Origin of the sequence: Photobacterium sanguinicancri, from assembly GCF_002265265.1 — a bacterium.
Classification (GTDB): domain Bacteria; phylum Pseudomonadota; class Gammaproteobacteria; order Enterobacterales; family Vibrionaceae; genus Photobacterium; species Photobacterium sanguinicancri.
The window spans coordinates 1-15,301 of sequence record NZ_NOIF01000125.1 but is presented as its reverse complement, the minus strand read 5'-3'; the positions used below and the strand labels follow the sequence as shown (position 1 = coordinate 15,301).

Sequence of the window (15,301 nt, the reverse complement as noted above, 5' to 3'; positions counted from 1 at the left end):
CAAATAATTTCTAATCGAAAGGCTTATTTAGCCCATGATTTAAATTGGTTGATCAGACCATTAGTTGAACTATCGTGGCTAACCACAGCTTCGCTATTGGTTAGTTCAGGCAGAATTTGATTTGCTAATTGCTTACCTAACTCAACGCCCCACTGATCAAAGCTGAAGATGTTCCAGATAACACCCTGTGCAAAGATTTTGTGTTCATACATTGCAATCAAAGAACCCAATACGCGAGGTGTCACTTGCTTAACAAGAATGGAGTTCGTTGGACGGTTACCTTCAAACACTTTAAATGACACTAAATCTTTCACGTCATCCAGTGATTTACCAGCGGCTACAAATTCAGCTTCAACTTGTTCTTTGCTCTTACCAAACGCCAGTGCTTCAGTTTGGGCGAAGAAGTTTGCCATTAGTTTCGGATGGTGATCGCTGATTGGATTGTGGCTCACTGCTGGCGCAATAAAATCACAAGGAATTAGCTTAGTACCTTGGTGGATTAGCTGGTAGAAAGCATGTTGGCCGTTAGTACCCGGCTCACCCCAAATGATAGGACCTGTTTGGTAATCAACTGGGTTGCCACCACGATCGACGCATTTACCGTTCGATTCCATGTTACCTTGCTGGAAGTATGCAGCAAAGCGGTGCATGTACTGATCGTAAGGCAGGATAGCTTCAGATTCAGCACCGTGGAAGTTGTTGTACCAAATACCGATTAACGCCAAGATAACTGGGATATTTTGCTCTGCAGGTGTTTCTGCAAAGTGTTTATCCATTGCATGAGCACCTTCTAATAACTCAACAAAGTTATCAAAGCCAACCGCTAACGAAATAGATAAACCGATCGCTGAACATAGCGAGTAACGACCACCAACCCAATCCCAGAATTCGAACATGTTGTCGGTATCAATACCAAACTCAGCAACAGAAGTTGCATTAGTTGATAGAGCCGCAAAGTGCTTAGCTACATGTGCTGAATCTTGCGCTGTTGCTAGGAACCAATCACGAGCAGAGTGCGCATTGGTCATCGTTTCTTGCGTTGTAAATGTTTTCGACGCAATCAGGAATAGTGTTGTTTCAGGGTTTAAACCTTTTAATGTTTCCGCAATGTGCGTGCCATCAACGTTTGAGACAAAGTGCATGTTCAAGCGTGTTTTGTATGCCGCAAGCGCTTCAGCCACCATGTATGGGCCTAAGTCTGAACCACCGATACCAATGTTCACCACGTCGGTAATTTCTTTACCTGTGTAGCCTTTCCATTCACCATCAACGATACGTGCCGTGAAAGCTTTCATCTTATCCAGAACCGCATTAACACCTGGCATTACGTCTTGGCCATCAACCATGATCGGGGTATTGCTACGGTTGCGCAATGCCGCGTGTAGTACCGCACGATCTTCAGTTTGGTTGATTTTCTCACCGCTGAATAGTTCGGCAATCGCCGCTTTCAGCTCAGTTTGATCAGCAAGATCGAACAACTTCGCTAGCGTTTCTTCTGTGATTAAGTTCTTTGAGTAATCAAGCAGAATATCTGAACCGAACTCGGTAGAAAACTTAGTAAAACGTTCGCTATCGTTAGCAAACAACTCACTCAGTTGTAAATCTTGTGCTTGTTCAAAATGCGCAGTCAGTGCTTGCCACGCAGGCGTTTTTGTTGGATTGATGTTTTTCAACATGGTGAAAATTCCTGATTTTTTTATGTTTAATCCATTAGCTATTCGGTGTGACTCACTAATGGACCCCCGATAAAGTAGAATGTTATAAATATGTAGTCTTGTTCATGACTATCTTTATGTAATATTACAACGTTTCGTCAATTATGACGCTAAGGTATAGCTATCTGCATTGCGTCAGGTCACGAAATTTAAGACTTATCATCATGACCAAATGAAACCAGTTGTCCATTAATCTACCGCTGATTGCACCAGAGCTTTACTACGAAGGCAAGTATTATGTGGTTCCAAAAAATCATTCAACTTTCAGCCCAGTCACGAGGCTTTCATTTAGTGACAACTGAAATTGAGCAACAACTTACAGAATTATCGTCTATTTCGATTGGCCTTGCGCACCTCTTCATTCAACATACATCCGCTAGCCTAACGATTAACGAAAATGCCGATCCGACAGTTCGTCACGATATGGAAGCCCACTTCAATCGCTTTGTCCCTGAGCGCGCGCCGTATTACCAACACACCTATGAAGGCGATGATGATATGCCTGCTCATATTAAAGCGTCTTTACTGGGCAATAGCATTACTCTGCCGATTAATCAGGGTCGTTTTACGCTCGGAACATGGCAAGGTATTTATTTAGGTGAGCACCGTGATCATGGTGGGAAGCGCAGCGTTGTCGTCACAATTCAAGGGCAATAAAAAAGCGAGCTCTTAGGCTCGCTTTCACTTGATACTGTCTGTCAGATTAAAATGGCTGGTTCACCATAACGCGGAACATGCTTTCTTCGCTGCCCCAAGCCATTTCCGTCCGAACCACAATACCTTCAACTTGGAAACGAACAGCGCCACCGGCACTCCATTTCATGTCTTTATGCAATTCCAACAAGTTGTACTCATCAGCAACACGTCCTACATCGGCAAAAGCAACCCACTGCCACCAAGGCACGTCATACCAATTGAAAATTGGCCAATCGCCAAGCGGCTGCCAATCAGGTAAGACTCGGTATTCCATGCTGTAGCTCATGGCTGAGCGACCAACATAGCGGTTACTTTGGAAACTACGTAAACGGTATAAACCACCCAGGCTATTAGCCGCAAACTCAGGCGGGCGGTTATAAGTTACTTGCCCATTAATGGTTTCGGTTTGATTCCATGTCGGGGTATCCGCCGTATAGACATTAAAAGCAAAGACCTGTTGGTCAAGCAATTCCCCCAAAGGGCCCATATCCCAGAACCAACTTTGGCTCGCTTCCCACGTTACCCAGCTTGCGCGATCTGAGCTACCCGGATCGACCGTTAAGGTAAACTGACTACGACTACCATCTGTTGGGTTACGGCTATTATTGCGGTTATCCCAATCAAGCCGCGTTTCTAAGCCATAGACATGATCGCTATTGTTGGCTTTCGGCTGTTCGGGAAAAAGTGAGCCGTTAGCAAATTGGCGACTTTTATAGAAAGGACGAAACTCAATTGAAGTCACCCCACTTTCCCAGGGTACGCTACCGGTTATTTCGCGGTTCGGACGTAATGCGGCCATTAACCCTTGGGATTTAGCGGCGCCAAACGGCAAGATGTAACGTGCGGTTATGCGGTAATCATCTTCACGGGCATCAGCAATAATGACATCTTCAATCGAGGAATCATTAGAGGTTCCTTCCCCGACAAAGTATTCAAACTTTTTATACGATGCGGAGTACAGCTCAAGACCAAACAACCATCGGCTATCCATTGAAAATGCATAGTTATAGGCGCCAAAATATGAAATCCAAGTGCCTTTATCACTCATCAAGCCTGCACCGATCACTGACGCCTGAGGTTGACCTGCACCTTTGATCAGCCCTGCTACACCTACCGATAAGCCCATGGAATCCGTCGAAAAAGCAAAAGGGACAACATTAATATCAGGTTCGTATTCAGGCCATGCTTGCTCGGTTGCTAGAGCCGAGTTCACACTTGCAGCGAACAAAAGACTAAAAGGGATAGCTAACTTTTTCAAAAAAAATCCATTCGATTACTGTGCGCTCGCCTAGATATAGGCCATAGCAACACGCGGTGTTAATTTGGTAACGAGTTCGTAAGCAATAGTACCCACATACTCCGCAACGATTTCAGCAGGTAATCCTTGCCCCCACAAAATCGCTTCATCACCGACTTTATCATTGCATTCAGGCCCAAGATCAACCGTTAGCATGTCCATAGAAACACGCCCAGCCATTGGCACAATACGACCGTTCACTAAAACAGGTGTGCCATTTGGTGCCGAACGTGGATAACCATCGCCATAACCAATCGCAATAACACCCACTTTCGTATCTCGTGCGCTTACCCACGTACCGCCATAGCCAACAGCTTCGCCTTTCTTTACATCACGTACTGCAATCAGCGAAGAAGTAAGCGTCATCACGGGCTTCATTGAAAAAGCATCGGCATTACGCTCAGGCTCAACAAACGGTGACACACCGTACATGATAATCCCTGGACGAATCCACTCGAGTTGGCTATCTGGCCACGCTAATGTCCCTGCAGAGGCTGCCAGCGAACGTTCACCCGCACAGCCAGCGGTTAGACTCAAGAAGGTATCCAACTGCTCTGCAGTAACTGGGCTAGCTGAATCATCGGCACAACCAAAGTGACTCATGTAGCGCAGCGGTTTGGCGACATTTTCGCACGCATGCAAGCGAGTCACAAAATCATCAAACTGCTCAGGCCTAACACCTAAGCGGTGCATACCACTGTCGATTTTAAGCCATACCACAACAGGCATTTCAAGCTCAGTATCTTCGAGCGCAGCCAGTTGTTCAACACTGTGTACTACGGTATGAATATTATTGGTAACTAAAACAGGCAGATCGGATGCGCTGTAAAAACCTTCCAATAATAAAATAGGTTTAACGACCCCACCGGCTCGCAACGTTAGCGCTTCTTCAATACGCGCAACGCCAAAACCATCAACATCCGCCAAATGTTGTGCGACTGGCAACAGGCCATGACCGTAAGCATTCGCTTTAACCACCGCCAACATTTTACTGTTCGGGGCTTTCTGGCGCAGTTGAGCAATATTGTGCTGCAGCGCATCTGTACTGATATAGGCGGTAGCCGCTTTCATCGCGAGTTCCTAGTGATGTGGTTATTATTCTTCGTCAAACGCAGGGCCTGCGTAATTATCAAAACGTGAAAACTGCCCTTGGAAAGTCAGTCGCACAGAACCGATAGGACCGTTACGCTGCTTACCAATAATAATTTCGGCGATACCTTTAAGCGCACTCTCTTCGTGATAAACCTCATCACGGTAGATGAACATGATTAAATCGGCATCCTGCTCGATAGCACCTGATTCACGCAAGTCTGAGTTAATCGGGCGTTTATCGGCACGTTGCTCCAAGGAACGGTTAAGCTGAGACAATGCAACAACAGGCACATTAAGCTCTTTTGCCAACGCTTTCAACGAGCGTGAAATCTCTGAGATCTCTAACGTACGGTTATCTTGCATGCCAGGGACGCGCATTAATTGCAGGTAATCGACCATGATCATGCTTAAACCACCGTGATCACGGGCAATACGACGAGCGCGAGAACGTACGTCTGTCGGGGTTAGACCCGAGCTGTCATCGATGTACATATTCTTCTTCTCCATGAGGATTCCCATGGTTGAAGAAATACGCGCCCAATCTTCATCATCGAGTTGACCAGTACGGATCTTAGTTTGGTCTACGCGTGATAACGATGCCAACATACGCATCATGATTTGTTCCGCGGGCATCTCTAGCGAGAAAATCAGCACCGGTTTATCTTGATCCATGGCGGCGTTTTCGCACAAGTTCATCGCAAAGGTGGTTTTACCCATAGATGGACGTGCAGCCACAATGATCAAATCCGAACCCTGTAAGCCCGCGGTTTTCTTATTCAGATCGGTAAATCCCGTCGTTACACCCGTTACACCATCTTGTGGTGATTGGTATAACAACTCAATACGTTCTAGGGTTTTCTCTAGAATCGTATCTACATTCTGAGGGCCTTCATTTTCCGAGGTACGTTGCTCGGCAATAGCGAAAACTTTACTTTCAGCCATATCCAGTAAATCTTCACTGGTACGGCCTTGGGGATCGTAACCTGCGTCAGCGATTTCATTCGCAACACCAATCATGCCTCGGATCATTGCACGCTCACGAACAATGTCGGTATAAGCGGCAATATTGGCGGCTGATGGCGTATTTTTTGCGAGCTCGGCTAAGTACGCAAATCCACCCACATCTTCGAGTTTATCCGCTTGCTCAAGCTGCTCAGAAAGCGTGATCAAATCGAGCGGCTTACCGCCTTCTAGCAAAGCCGAGACCGACTCGAAAATAATACGGTGAGGGCGACTGTAAAAGTCACTCGCCAAGATTTTTTCGGCAACAGAGTCCCATTTTTCATTATCCAGCAACAAGCCACCTAAAACAGATTGCTCGGCCTCCAATGAGTGTGGTGGCATTTTAATGGCATCCACTTGGGTATCTCGTTGATTATTCGGTTTACTTTTCTCTGCCATAGGGATCGCGTACTTACTAAAAACGTAGCCTGATAGTATACCTCATTCACGGTTTAGTAGTGAAAAACTCATTAATGCTCAGCGGTTGGTGCCTATTATGCGCTTTTTAATTCTAATCGATATTCACCACAGAATTCTTGACCAAAAGTTGACATTATTGCGGTACACTGACCGCTTTCTTTCCATTTATACACCTCATAGGAGGATGCTTGGCTAAATACCTTATCGCTGCACTGCTGCTTGCCACTAGCACTGCCTATGCTGAGGAAGAAGACGTACAAGCACCACCCTCTCCATTAAAAACAGAGATTGAATTGGGTTACCAATCACTTTCTGGCAACTCTGATTCTCAATCATTGAACAGCCGACTGGGTCTGACTTACGTTAAAAATCAATTTCGTAATACCGCCGAAGCTAAATATTTATTGGCAACCAAAAACGAAAAAGAAGATAAACGTAAAGGCCAACTAGAACTGCAAAGCGATATGAAAATTAATGAGCGTACCTATGTATTAGGTAATGCCAGCTACACCAATGATCGCTATGGGCCTTACTTCAATGATTTCACCCTCGCGACAGGTTTGGGTTATCAGTTGATCCGTCGAGAGACGTTTCAGATGGAAGTAGAAGCGGGGCCGGGTTATCGCTTTCAAGATCCCAACTTTGACGAGATTGATGACGATGACATTGTGGTACCAGAAACGGTACAAGAAATTATTTTGCGTGGCAGTACTAAATTTACTTGGAAGCCAACCAAAGCCGTTGAGATCAATACGCGAATTACGGGTATCGGTGGTAACAGTAACAGCACCTTAGAAGGTGAAGTTAATCTAACTAGTTCGATCACCGAGCACATCGCGATTAAGATCAGTAATACTCAGAAGTACAATACTTGGGTACCTGACGGCTTAAAGAAACGCGATTCGACCCTTACCATGACACTGCTGTTCAAAATTTAGATCTCACCGCACCACCAACAGACATGATGTAAATACCCGCCTGTCGTTCGACAGGACTCAATACCGCCATGTTTTGACATGGTAAACATATATATATTGGTGTTACACCCATTAGATACGAGAGCTCGTCACTCAAATAGCAGGCATAAAAAAACCAGCCCTAAGGCTGGTTTTTTAATTAACACAAAACGTTATTAAGCTTCAGCTACAACGTTTAGGTTAACTGTAGCGAATACTTCAGAGTGTAGCTGAATGCTAACTGCGAATTCGCCAGTGTTACGTAGTGCGCCTTCAGGTAGACGAACTTCGCTCTTCACTACTGTAACGCCTGCCGCTGTAATAGCGTCAGCGATGTCACGAGTACCGATAGAACCGAATAGTTTACCTTCGTCACCAGCTTTAGATGCAATAACAACTGCTTCTAGAGCGCTTAGTTTGTCTGCACGAGCTTGACAAGCAGCTAGTTGCTCAGCAACTTTAGCTTCTAGTTCAGCACGACGAGTTTCAAACATTTCTACGTTAGCTTTAGTAGCCATAACAACTTTACCCTGTGGGATAAGGAAGTTACGAGCGTAGCCAGCTTTAACGTTAACTTGGTCGCCAAGGCCACCTAGGTTACCGATTTTATCAAGTAGAATAACTTGCATTATCTATGTCCTCTTAAACTTAATTTAACCGCTACCTATTACAGATGCTTATCTGTGTATGGTAGAAGTGCTAGGTAACGAGAACGCTTGATAGCGCGAGCTAGCTGACGTTGGTATTTTGCGCGAGTACCAGTGATACGGCTCGGTACAATTTTACCAGCTTCAGTAATGTAGTTTTTTAGAGTAACTACGTCTTTGTAGTCGATCTCTTGTACGTCTTCTGCAGTGAAACGGCAGAATTTACGACGACGGAAGAAACGTGCCATGGGCTAATCTCCTGAACAATTTATTTCAATGTGGTCGGCATGTAACACTAATTTACCTATGCCATTACGGCCGGTTTGGTACGAGATAAATCCCGAAGCCTTAATGTGACTGCCAACGGCTAAATCTTGAGTAACTGCTTGTTGACCTTTACCGCTAACAACAACGTTAATGTAGCAATACACTTGACGAGGTAAGTCAGCTTCCCGTTGGTAAGAACGATGCTCAAGCACAAAGTGACAATGAGGAACGCCTGCCGGGGATTGGCTTCGTTTGGGCTCTTTGGCTATAACACCAGATAACGCCAGACGATTGGTCACTTACAAATTACTCAGCTTCTGCTTCACCTTCAGCTTTCGCTGGAGCTTCTGCTGGAGCTTCTGAACGCTCATCACGCTTAGAGAAACGCTCTGTACGCTCTTCTTTAGCCTTCATCATTGGAGATGGCTCAGTAACAGCGTTTTTCGCACGCATGATCATGTTACGGATCACTGCATCGTTGAAACGGAAGCTAGACTCAAGCTCGTCAATTACAGACTGCTCAGCTTCAACGTTCATAAGAACGTAGTGTGCTTTGTGCAGTTTGTTGATTGGGTAAGCCATTTGACGGCGGCCCCAATCTTCTAGACGGTGAATTTCACCACCAGCATCTTTGATTGAACCAGTGTAACGTTCGATCATGCCTGCAACCTGTTCGCTTTGATCAGGGTGCACCATGAATACGATTTCGTAATGACGCATTGGTTGCTCCTTACGGATTAATCAGCTTCCTTAATTGGCTCGGTTATCCAGAGGAAGCAAGGAACTAAAAAAAGAACCGAGAATTTGGAGGCAGAATAGTATAGAGAATGGACGATTTTCGCAAGACTTTTTACGCTCATTCACCCAAATACCAACAAATAAAAAGGGCTGCAATCATTGCAGCCCTTTCGATGACATTTTAACTCGGTGTTATTACTAGAAACAGTATAAACAACCGAACTATTAGCCTTGGCGTTGACGCACAGCTTCAAACAAACAAATGCCTGTCGCAACCGATACGTTCAAACTAGAAACCGTGCCTGACATTGGAATTTTGATCAGGTCATCACAGGTTTCACGCGTTAAACGACGCATACCGTCACCTTCAGCGCCCATGACAATAGCCAAAGGACCTGTCAGTTTACTTTGGTAAACATCATGCGTTGCTTCACCTGCTGTACCAACAACCCATACACCTTGCTCTTGAAGTGCACGTAGGGTGCGCGCTAAATTGGTCACACGTACCAATGGCACGACCTCTGCAGCACCACACGCCACTTTAGAAGCAGTACCATTAAGTTGTGCCGAGCGGTCTTTAGGAACGATCACGGCTACAGCACCCGCCGCATCAGCATTACGTAAACAAGCCCCTAAATTATGCGGATCTGTCACGCCATCTAGCACAAGTAGCAATGGATTCTCTTTGCTTGCCAGAATCGCATCAAGGTCATGCTCGTTGTACTGCTTGCCCGCTTTCACACGCGCAATAACGCCTTGGTGAGACGCGCCTTTGGCTTTGTCATCTAGCGCTTTACGACCCGCTTGTTGGACAGTAATACCCAACATATTGAGTTCATCCAGTACTGGCTGTAGACGATCGTCTTCACGGCCTTTCAACACAAATACTTCAATAAAGCGTGCAGGATCTGACGCTAACACAGCTTTCACGGCATGAATGCCGAAGATCATTTCATTACTCATTGCTTAGTTCTTCTTTGCGGCGCGTTCGGCTTTGCCCGCGCGTTGCTTTTTCTTTTTACGAGCAGCAGCCGACGGTTTCTTTCTGCTTTTCGTTTTCGGTTTAGTATCGTCGTCTGCGTACACTTTTGGTTTTTTATCACCAGCTTTAGGGATAGCACCCGCTTTAAGCTTTTGACGTACCGACGCGCGATTTTTCTTCGATTTAGCACGCTGTTCTTGCTCTGCATCAGTCTGCGCTTCACCGCCTTCAACGCGGTAAGACTTCAAATTCTGACGCTGCAAGCCTTGCGCTTTGCGCATGCGTTGCTGCTTTTCACGGGTTTTAGCCGTTTTGCCTTCACCACGCGCTTTGCGTGACGTGCCCACAATATCAAAATCAATCTGACGATCATTTAAATTAATTGCCGCCACTTTCACTTTTACGCTATCGCCTAAACGGTAAATTTGCCCCGAACTCTCACCGACTAAACGCTGACCAACCGGATCAAACTGGTAGTAATCATTCGCAAGGTTCGAGATGTGCACCAGACCATCAATGTTCAATTCAGTTAAACGAACAAAGAAGCCAAAGCCCGTGACATTAGCAATCACGCCATCAAACTCATCACCTAGGTGATCTTGCATGTACTCACATTTGAGCCAATCTGCAACATCACGCGTTGCATCATCGGCACGGCGCTCAGTGGTTGAACACTGCTCACCCAATACGTCGATGTCATCATACGAGTAATGGTAGCCACCTGTTGGCGTCCAACGATCGGTATTGGTACCATTTTGCTTCGCGATTAAATATTTAAGTGCACGGTGCAACGTCAAATCTGGGTAACGACGAATTGGCGAGGTAAAGTGCGCGTACTGCTTAAGCGCCAAACCAAAGTGACCAATATTATCGCCTTGATACACAGCTTGCTTCATTGAGCGTAGCAGCATCGTTTGGATCAACTCTTTATCTGGACGATCTTGGATCATCGCTGCCAACGCGGCGTAATCACTTGGCGACGGCGCTAAACCACCCGATAAATTTAAGCTCAACTCTCCTAAGAAGTCACGGAAACCCACAAGGCGCTCTTCACCTGGGCTATCGTGGACACGGTACAATGCTGGCTCTTTGGCTTTTTCAACAAAACGTGCTGATGCAACGTTCGCCATGATCATACATTCTTCGATGATCTTGTGCGCTTCGTTACGCTCTGCAGGCACAATGCGGTCGATCTTACGATCAGCATTGAAGATAAACTGGGTTTCGATAGTTTCAAATTCGATCGCACCACGTTCTTCACGTGATTTTTTGATCGTTTTGTACATCGCAAACAGCTCTTCAAGATGAGGGACTAGCGGCTTATAACGCTCACGTAGCTCTTCATTGCCATCCAGCATCTTGCTTACTTTGGTGTAAGTCAGACGTGCATGCGAGTTCATTACCGCTTCATAGTGCTTGTAACCCGATAGCTTACCGGTATCTGAGATAGTCATCTCACACACCATACACAAGCGATCAACTTGCGGGTTAAGCGAACATAGGCCGTTCGATAACACCTCAGGTAGCATTGGGATAACTTGCGACGGGAAGTACACCGAGTTACCACGGTTAACCGCTTCTTTATCTAGCGCGGAACCTTGGCGAACATAGTGACTGACATCCGCAATCGCGACCCATAAACGCCAGCCGCCTGACTTTTTGCGCTCACAGAAAACAGCATCATCGAAATCACGTGCATCTTCACCATCAATGGTTACTAACGGTAAGTCACGTAAATCAACACGGCCTTGCTTGGCCTCTTCTGGCACCTGCTCGCCTAAGCCTTCGATCTGTTTCTCGACTTCAACAGGCCATTCGTGTGGAATGTCATGGGTACGCAGAGCGATTTCAATTTCCATACCCGGTGCCATATTCTCACCAAGTACTTCAACCACTTTACCCACTGCATTGTATTGACGAGTAGCACGTTGGTTGATTTCAACCACAACCACGTTACCCATACGTGCACCCATACGATTGTCGTTCGGGATCACAATATCTTGTGCAATACGTGAATCATCAGGTACAACATAGCCCATACCATCTTCAACAAAGAAGCGGCCCACAATTTGGCCTGTACGTTCTTGTACTACACGAACGACACGTCCTTCACGACGGCCACGTTTATCAACGCCATCAGCTTGAGCAAGGATATAGTCACCGTGTAAAACACCACGCATTTGGTGATTAGGCAGCATTAGGTCGTTATCTTTACCTACGCTGCCTTCAGGGCGAACAAACCCAAAGCCATCACGGTGGCCAATAACATAGCCTTTAATCAAATCAAGACGCTCAGGCAAGGCATAGCACTGGCGGCGAGTAAATATAAGTTGACCATCTCGCTCCATCGCACGTAAACGGCGACGAAGACCTTCATAATGATCATCCCCTTCCAATTTCAACTCGGTAAATAGTTGGTCGCGACTCACGGGTGTACTGAAACCACGAATAACTTCAAGCAACATTTCACGGCTTGGAATAGGGTTTTCGTAGTTTGACGCTTCGCGATCGCGGAAAGGATCGACCGGTAAATCGGTAGTACCTTTAGGCATAAATAGATCCATATTGGCGAGGACATAACATAAAGTATATCCAGACCATAGGTGAACAGATGGGAGCCAAGTACAAATTTAAGGTCATCAACCTAAGTACTTCACTCCACAGAATTTGAGGATGGCACAGAAACGTGCCCTTTAAGAGAGATTGTACAGCGATTAGTTCAGCGGCTCAGCAGGCACATCTAACAACACACGCAGTGGTGGGTTATCATCAATTAAGCTTTCCAGCGTATGCTGATCCAATTCATTCAAAAACGCTTCACGTGCTGTCGCTAAAATACCTTTCAAACGGCAAGCTGGGGTGATGTGGCAAAAATCTTCACTGCAATTTACAATTTGAAGTGGTTCAATTGCACGTACAACATCGCCAACAACAATGTCTTTTGCGGCCATTCCTAATCGGATACCACCATTTTTACCGCGCACAGTTTCAACGTAGCCCAATTGACCAAGTTTATTAATAATCTTGACCATGTGGTTACGCGATACGCTGTATACGTCTGTCACTTTTGTAATGCTGGCTAATTCGCCTTCAGGCAAGGTGGCAAGATAAATCAAAGCCCTTAAGCCAAAATCGGTAAAACTGGTTAACTGCACAATAGCTCCTCCTAGAAGTATTCTAATCTTGTTATTGACTAAAAGATACAGATCAGATACAACTTATAACATACATTATAAATACAACTTCAAGAGAAAGTAGTAATGATTAGCCAACAAACTATTGATACAGTGAAAGCGACTGCACCAGTAATTGCTCAAACAGGTCCTGCTCTGACCGCCCACTTTTATGACCGCATGTTTAACCATAATCCTGAACTCAAAGATATTTTCAACATGAGTAACCAGCGTAATGGTGACCAGCGTGAAGCATTATTTAATGCTATTTGTGCTTATGCAAATAACATCGATAACCTTGCTGCGTTATTACCTGCAGTTGAAAAAATAGCGCATAAACACACCAGCTTTATGATCACAGCCGAGCAATATTCTATTGTTGGTGGGCATTTGCTGGCAACTATCGATGAACTTCTATCGCCTGGCCAAGCCGTGCTAGATGCATGGGGGGAAGCTTATGGTGTACTCGCGAATGTATTCATTCAGCGTGAAGAAGCGATTTACCAAGAAAATGAAACCCTGGCTGGCGGCTGGCGTGGCACCCGTGAGTTTGAAGTTGTTGCCAAACAACCAGAATCTCACGTGATCACCAGCTTTACCTTTAAGCCTACCGATGGTGAAGCCGTTTCAAGCTTTAAGCCGGGTCAATACTTAGGTATTTACCTTACTCCTGACGCATTTGAAAACCAAGAGATCCGCCAATACAGCTTATCGTCGGCGCCTCAAGACAATACTTACCGTATATCAGTTAAACGCGAAGAAGGCGGCAAAGTGTCGAGCTATCTTCATACTCACTTGCAGGTAGGTGACAAAGTTCAACTAGCAGCCCCTGCTGGTGATTTCTTCCTAGCAGCAGCACCCACAACACCTGTTACCCTTATTTCTGCCGGTGTGGGTTTAACACCGACACTATCGATGCTTGAAACCCTAACGGCACATCAAGCACAGGTTAACTGGCTACATGCAGCTGAAAATGGTGAGCATCATGCTTTCAAGGATCACGTTAACGCGTTAGTTGATCAACATGATCATATGACAGCTACCACCTGGTACCGTGAGCCCTTGACGACAGATCGCCCTGCTGAAGATTTTGACTTCACCGGTGTCATCGATCTACACCAAGTCAAAGCGCAGATCAGTCATCCAGAAATGGAATACTACTTCTGTGGCCCGGTAGGCTTCATGCAACATGTCGCGAAGCAGTTGATTGAGTTAGGTGTAACGGAAGATCGCATTCACTACGAATGCTTTGGTCCGCATAAAGTACTGTAGTTCTCTATCACAACAGCCAAAAACGTAAAAAGAGCGCATCGGCGCTCTTTTTTGTGTCTGCAGCTTTTAGCTGAATATTAACCGCTAGCCTAATGGCTCACCAAAACGTATCACGGCGTTTCGCCCGAGCAATCACATTGGCAGGCATGTGCGTTTCAAGGTTACGCCTTAATGTCGTGATTTTACGGTGAGTAGATTTATTGGCTACCACGGTGTTATACAACCAGCGATAGGCATCTTCAAAATCAAGAGGACTGCCATAATTATTAAGCAATAATTCAGCAAGTTGAATACGGGCAGACACATTCCCCATGGAAGCAGCTTCACGTAGATAAGGGATAGCTCGTTCGCGATCTTGCTGAACTAAAATACCACGAGCAAAGTAACGCCCCAATTGCTCGAGTGCTGCCGGTGAACCTTGATGCGCGGCAGATTGCATGTAATCAATCCCCAACTCCACATCACGCTCCACACACACACCCCAAGCTAACATGTCGCCGTATAAGAACTCATAGGCAGGTGACTCTACGCGTTGGGCGCGGGCTTCAATATCTTGCACTAACTGGCATTCATCCGCTTTAACACGTTCAAGGTGGCTATTAGTGTCGAATAAACGGAATAGCTCAGATTCTGTGTATACTTCTACAGCTTCGCCCACGCTTTCAATCGCATGTACTGGCGTTGCAAACAACACTGTTGAAAGAAGTAAGGTACGCAGTTTCATCACACTAAGCTCGTATTCCCTAAATTGTAACGCCACCAAGGCGCAGCACGGTTTACCAAACGAAAATCTGGCAGTAAAAAACGTATCGGCGAAAACGGTAAACTCTTTAATAACTTTTAGCAAAAACGGCATTTTTTTGCCGCAATATCACAAAATCATTTCATCTTTTTGACACCAGAGGAAATACCAGCTCTCCCTCATTGTATATAACGATATTACGGGTACAAAAAAGCCAACCCTCAGTGAAATGACCCCCAATAGTTGGACAACCAATTATTGGGGGTCTTTTTTATGTCCAAATATAGTCGTGAATTAAAGCT

Annotated in this window: 15 protein-coding genes; 3 read left to right on the top strand and 12 right to left on the bottom strand. The window is 45.6% G+C overall.

Annotated elements, in window-relative coordinates:
• Positions 1 to 23: 23 nt before the first annotated feature.
• The gene (gene pgi, locus ASV53_RS16710; protein WP_094957917.1) at positions 24 to 1,676 is read right to left on the bottom strand and encodes a glucose-6-phosphate isomerase; all 1,653 of its coding nucleotides are present in this window, start codon (positions 1,674 to 1,676) and stop codon (positions 24 to 26) included.
• A 276-nt stretch (positions 1,677 to 1,952) separates the two neighbouring features.
• Between pgi and ASV53_RS16705 the strand changes: the two genes are divergently transcribed.
• Positions 1,953 to 2,372, top strand: a complete 420-nt coding sequence (locus ASV53_RS16705) for a secondary thiamine-phosphate synthase enzyme YjbQ (RefSeq protein WP_062691672.1) — start codon at positions 1,953 to 1,955, stop codon at positions 2,370 to 2,372.
• 46 nt (positions 2,373 to 2,418) lie between these two features.
• On the opposite strand, the gene ASV53_RS16700 is transcribed toward ASV53_RS16705, so the two are convergent.
• From ASV53_RS16700 to ASV53_RS16690, 3 genes are read right to left on the bottom strand one after another with little or no spacing between them, the layout of a single operon-like run.
• Positions 2,419 to 3,669, bottom strand: coding sequence for a BamA/TamA family outer membrane protein (locus ASV53_RS16700; RefSeq protein WP_094957916.1), 1,251 nt, complete (start codon positions 3,667 to 3,669; stop codon positions 2,419 to 2,421).
• A gap of 30 nt (positions 3,670 to 3,699) precedes the next feature.
• Positions 3,700 to 4,779, bottom strand: a complete 1,080-nt coding sequence (alr, locus tag ASV53_RS16695; RefSeq protein ID WP_094957915.1) for an alanine racemase — start codon at positions 4,777 to 4,779, stop codon at positions 3,700 to 3,702.
• 24 nt (positions 4,780 to 4,803) lie between these two features.
• The gene (locus ASV53_RS16690; RefSeq protein WP_062691665.1) at positions 4,804 to 6,201 is read right to left on the bottom strand and encodes a replicative DNA helicase; all 1,398 of its coding nucleotides are present in this window, start codon (positions 6,199 to 6,201) and stop codon (positions 4,804 to 4,806) included.
• A 209-nt stretch (positions 6,202 to 6,410) separates the two neighbouring features.
• Here ASV53_RS16690 and ASV53_RS16685 point away from each other — a divergent pair, with 209 nt between their 5' ends.
• Positions 6,411 to 7,160, top strand: coding sequence for a DUF481 domain-containing protein (locus tag ASV53_RS16685; RefSeq protein ID WP_094957914.1), 750 nt, complete (start codon positions 6,411 to 6,413; stop codon positions 7,158 to 7,160).
• Between the two features lie 194 nt (positions 7,161 to 7,354).
• Here the strand turns inward: ASV53_RS16685 and rplI are convergent, their stop codons facing one another.
• The 7 genes from rplI to nsrR all read right to left on the bottom strand — a co-directional run bounded on the left by rplI (position 7,355) and on the right by nsrR (position 12,967).
• Entirely contained in the window at positions 7,355 to 7,807 is a 453-nt protein-coding gene (rplI, locus tag ASV53_RS16680; protein ID WP_094957913.1) for a 50S ribosomal protein L9, read from the bottom strand.
• A 38-nt stretch (positions 7,808 to 7,845) separates the two neighbouring features.
• The gene (gene rpsR, locus ASV53_RS16675; RefSeq protein WP_006233798.1) at positions 7,846 to 8,073 is read right to left on the bottom strand and encodes a 30S ribosomal protein S18; all 228 of its coding nucleotides are present in this window, start codon (positions 8,071 to 8,073) and stop codon (positions 7,846 to 7,848) included.
• Positions 8,074 to 8,076: 3 nt separating this feature from the next.
• Positions 8,077 to 8,391, bottom strand: coding sequence for a primosomal replication protein N (priB, locus tag ASV53_RS16670; protein ID WP_062691661.1), 315 nt, complete (start codon positions 8,389 to 8,391; stop codon positions 8,077 to 8,079).
• Positions 8,392 to 8,398: 7 nt separating this feature from the next.
• Complete coding sequence (gene rpsF, locus ASV53_RS16665; protein ID WP_062691660.1) at positions 8,399 to 8,812, bottom strand: 30S ribosomal protein S6; 414 nt, start codon at positions 8,810 to 8,812, stop codon at positions 8,399 to 8,401.
• A gap of 243 nt (positions 8,813 to 9,055) precedes the next feature.
• Positions 9,056 to 9,793, bottom strand: coding sequence for a 23S rRNA (guanosine(2251)-2'-O)-methyltransferase RlmB (gene rlmB / locus ASV53_RS16660; RefSeq protein WP_062691658.1), 738 nt, complete (start codon positions 9,791 to 9,793; stop codon positions 9,056 to 9,058).
• 3 nt (positions 9,794 to 9,796) lie between these two features.
• Positions 9,797 to 12,364: a ribonuclease R gene (rnr, locus tag ASV53_RS16655; protein WP_094957912.1), complete on the bottom strand. Its 2,568-nt coding sequence runs from the start codon at positions 12,362 to 12,364 to the stop codon at positions 9,797 to 9,799.
• A 162-nt stretch (positions 12,365 to 12,526) separates the two neighbouring features.
• The gene (gene nsrR / locus ASV53_RS16650; protein ID WP_062691656.1) at positions 12,527 to 12,967 is read right to left on the bottom strand and encodes a nitric oxide-sensing transcriptional repressor NsrR; all 441 of its coding nucleotides are present in this window, start codon (positions 12,965 to 12,967) and stop codon (positions 12,527 to 12,529) included.
• A 105-nt stretch (positions 12,968 to 13,072) separates the two neighbouring features.
• Here nsrR and hmpA point away from each other — a divergent pair, with 105 nt between their 5' ends.
• Positions 13,073 to 14,257: an NO-inducible flavohemoprotein gene (hmpA, locus tag ASV53_RS16645; protein ID WP_094957911.1), complete on the top strand. Its 1,185-nt coding sequence runs from the start codon at positions 13,073 to 13,075 to the stop codon at positions 14,255 to 14,257.
• 97 nt (positions 14,258 to 14,354) lie between these two features.
• Here the strand turns inward: hmpA and motX are convergent, their stop codons facing one another.
• The gene (gene motX / locus ASV53_RS16640; RefSeq protein WP_094957918.1) at positions 14,355 to 14,981 is read right to left on the bottom strand and encodes a flagellar protein MotX; all 627 of its coding nucleotides are present in this window, start codon (positions 14,979 to 14,981) and stop codon (positions 14,355 to 14,357) included.
• Between the last annotated feature and the right edge of the window lie 320 nt (positions 14,982 to 15,301).

Coding starts and splice junctions, on each gene's coding strand:
- rplI (WP_094957913.1), bottom strand. CDS start 7,807: ATGCAAGTTATTCTACTTGATAAAATCGGTAACCTAGGTGGCCTTGGC.
- ASV53_RS16690 (WP_062691665.1), bottom strand. CDS start 6,201: ATGGCAGAGAAAAGTAAACCGAATAATCAACGAGATACCCAAGTGGAT.
- alr (WP_094957915.1), bottom strand. CDS start 4,779: ATGAAAGCGGCTACCGCCTATATCAGTACAGATGCGCTGCAGCACAAT.
- ASV53_RS16705 (WP_062691672.1), top strand. CDS start 1,953: ATGTGGTTCCAAAAAATCATTCAACTTTCAGCCCAGTCACGAGGCTTT.
- rpsF (WP_062691660.1), bottom strand. CDS start 8,812: ATGCGTCATTACGAAATCGTATTCATGGTGCACCCTGATCAAAGCGAA.
- hmpA (WP_094957911.1), top strand. CDS start 13,073: ATGATTAGCCAACAAACTATTGATACAGTGAAAGCGACTGCACCAGTA.
- pgi (WP_094957917.1), bottom strand. CDS start 1,676: ATGTTGAAAAACATCAATCCAACAAAAACGCCTGCGTGGCAAGCACTG.
- motX (WP_094957918.1), bottom strand. CDS start 14,981: ATGAAACTGCGTACCTTACTTCTTTCAACAGTGTTGTTTGCAACGCCA.
- rpsR (WP_006233798.1), bottom strand. CDS start 8,073: ATGGCACGTTTCTTCCGTCGTCGTAAATTCTGCCGTTTCACTGCAGAA.
- rlmB (WP_062691658.1), bottom strand. CDS start 9,793: ATGAGTAATGAAATGATCTTCGGCATTCATGCCGTGAAAGCTGTGTTA.
- rnr (WP_094957912.1), bottom strand. CDS start 12,364: ATGCCTAAAGGTACTACCGATTTACCGGTCGATCCTTTCCGCGATCGC.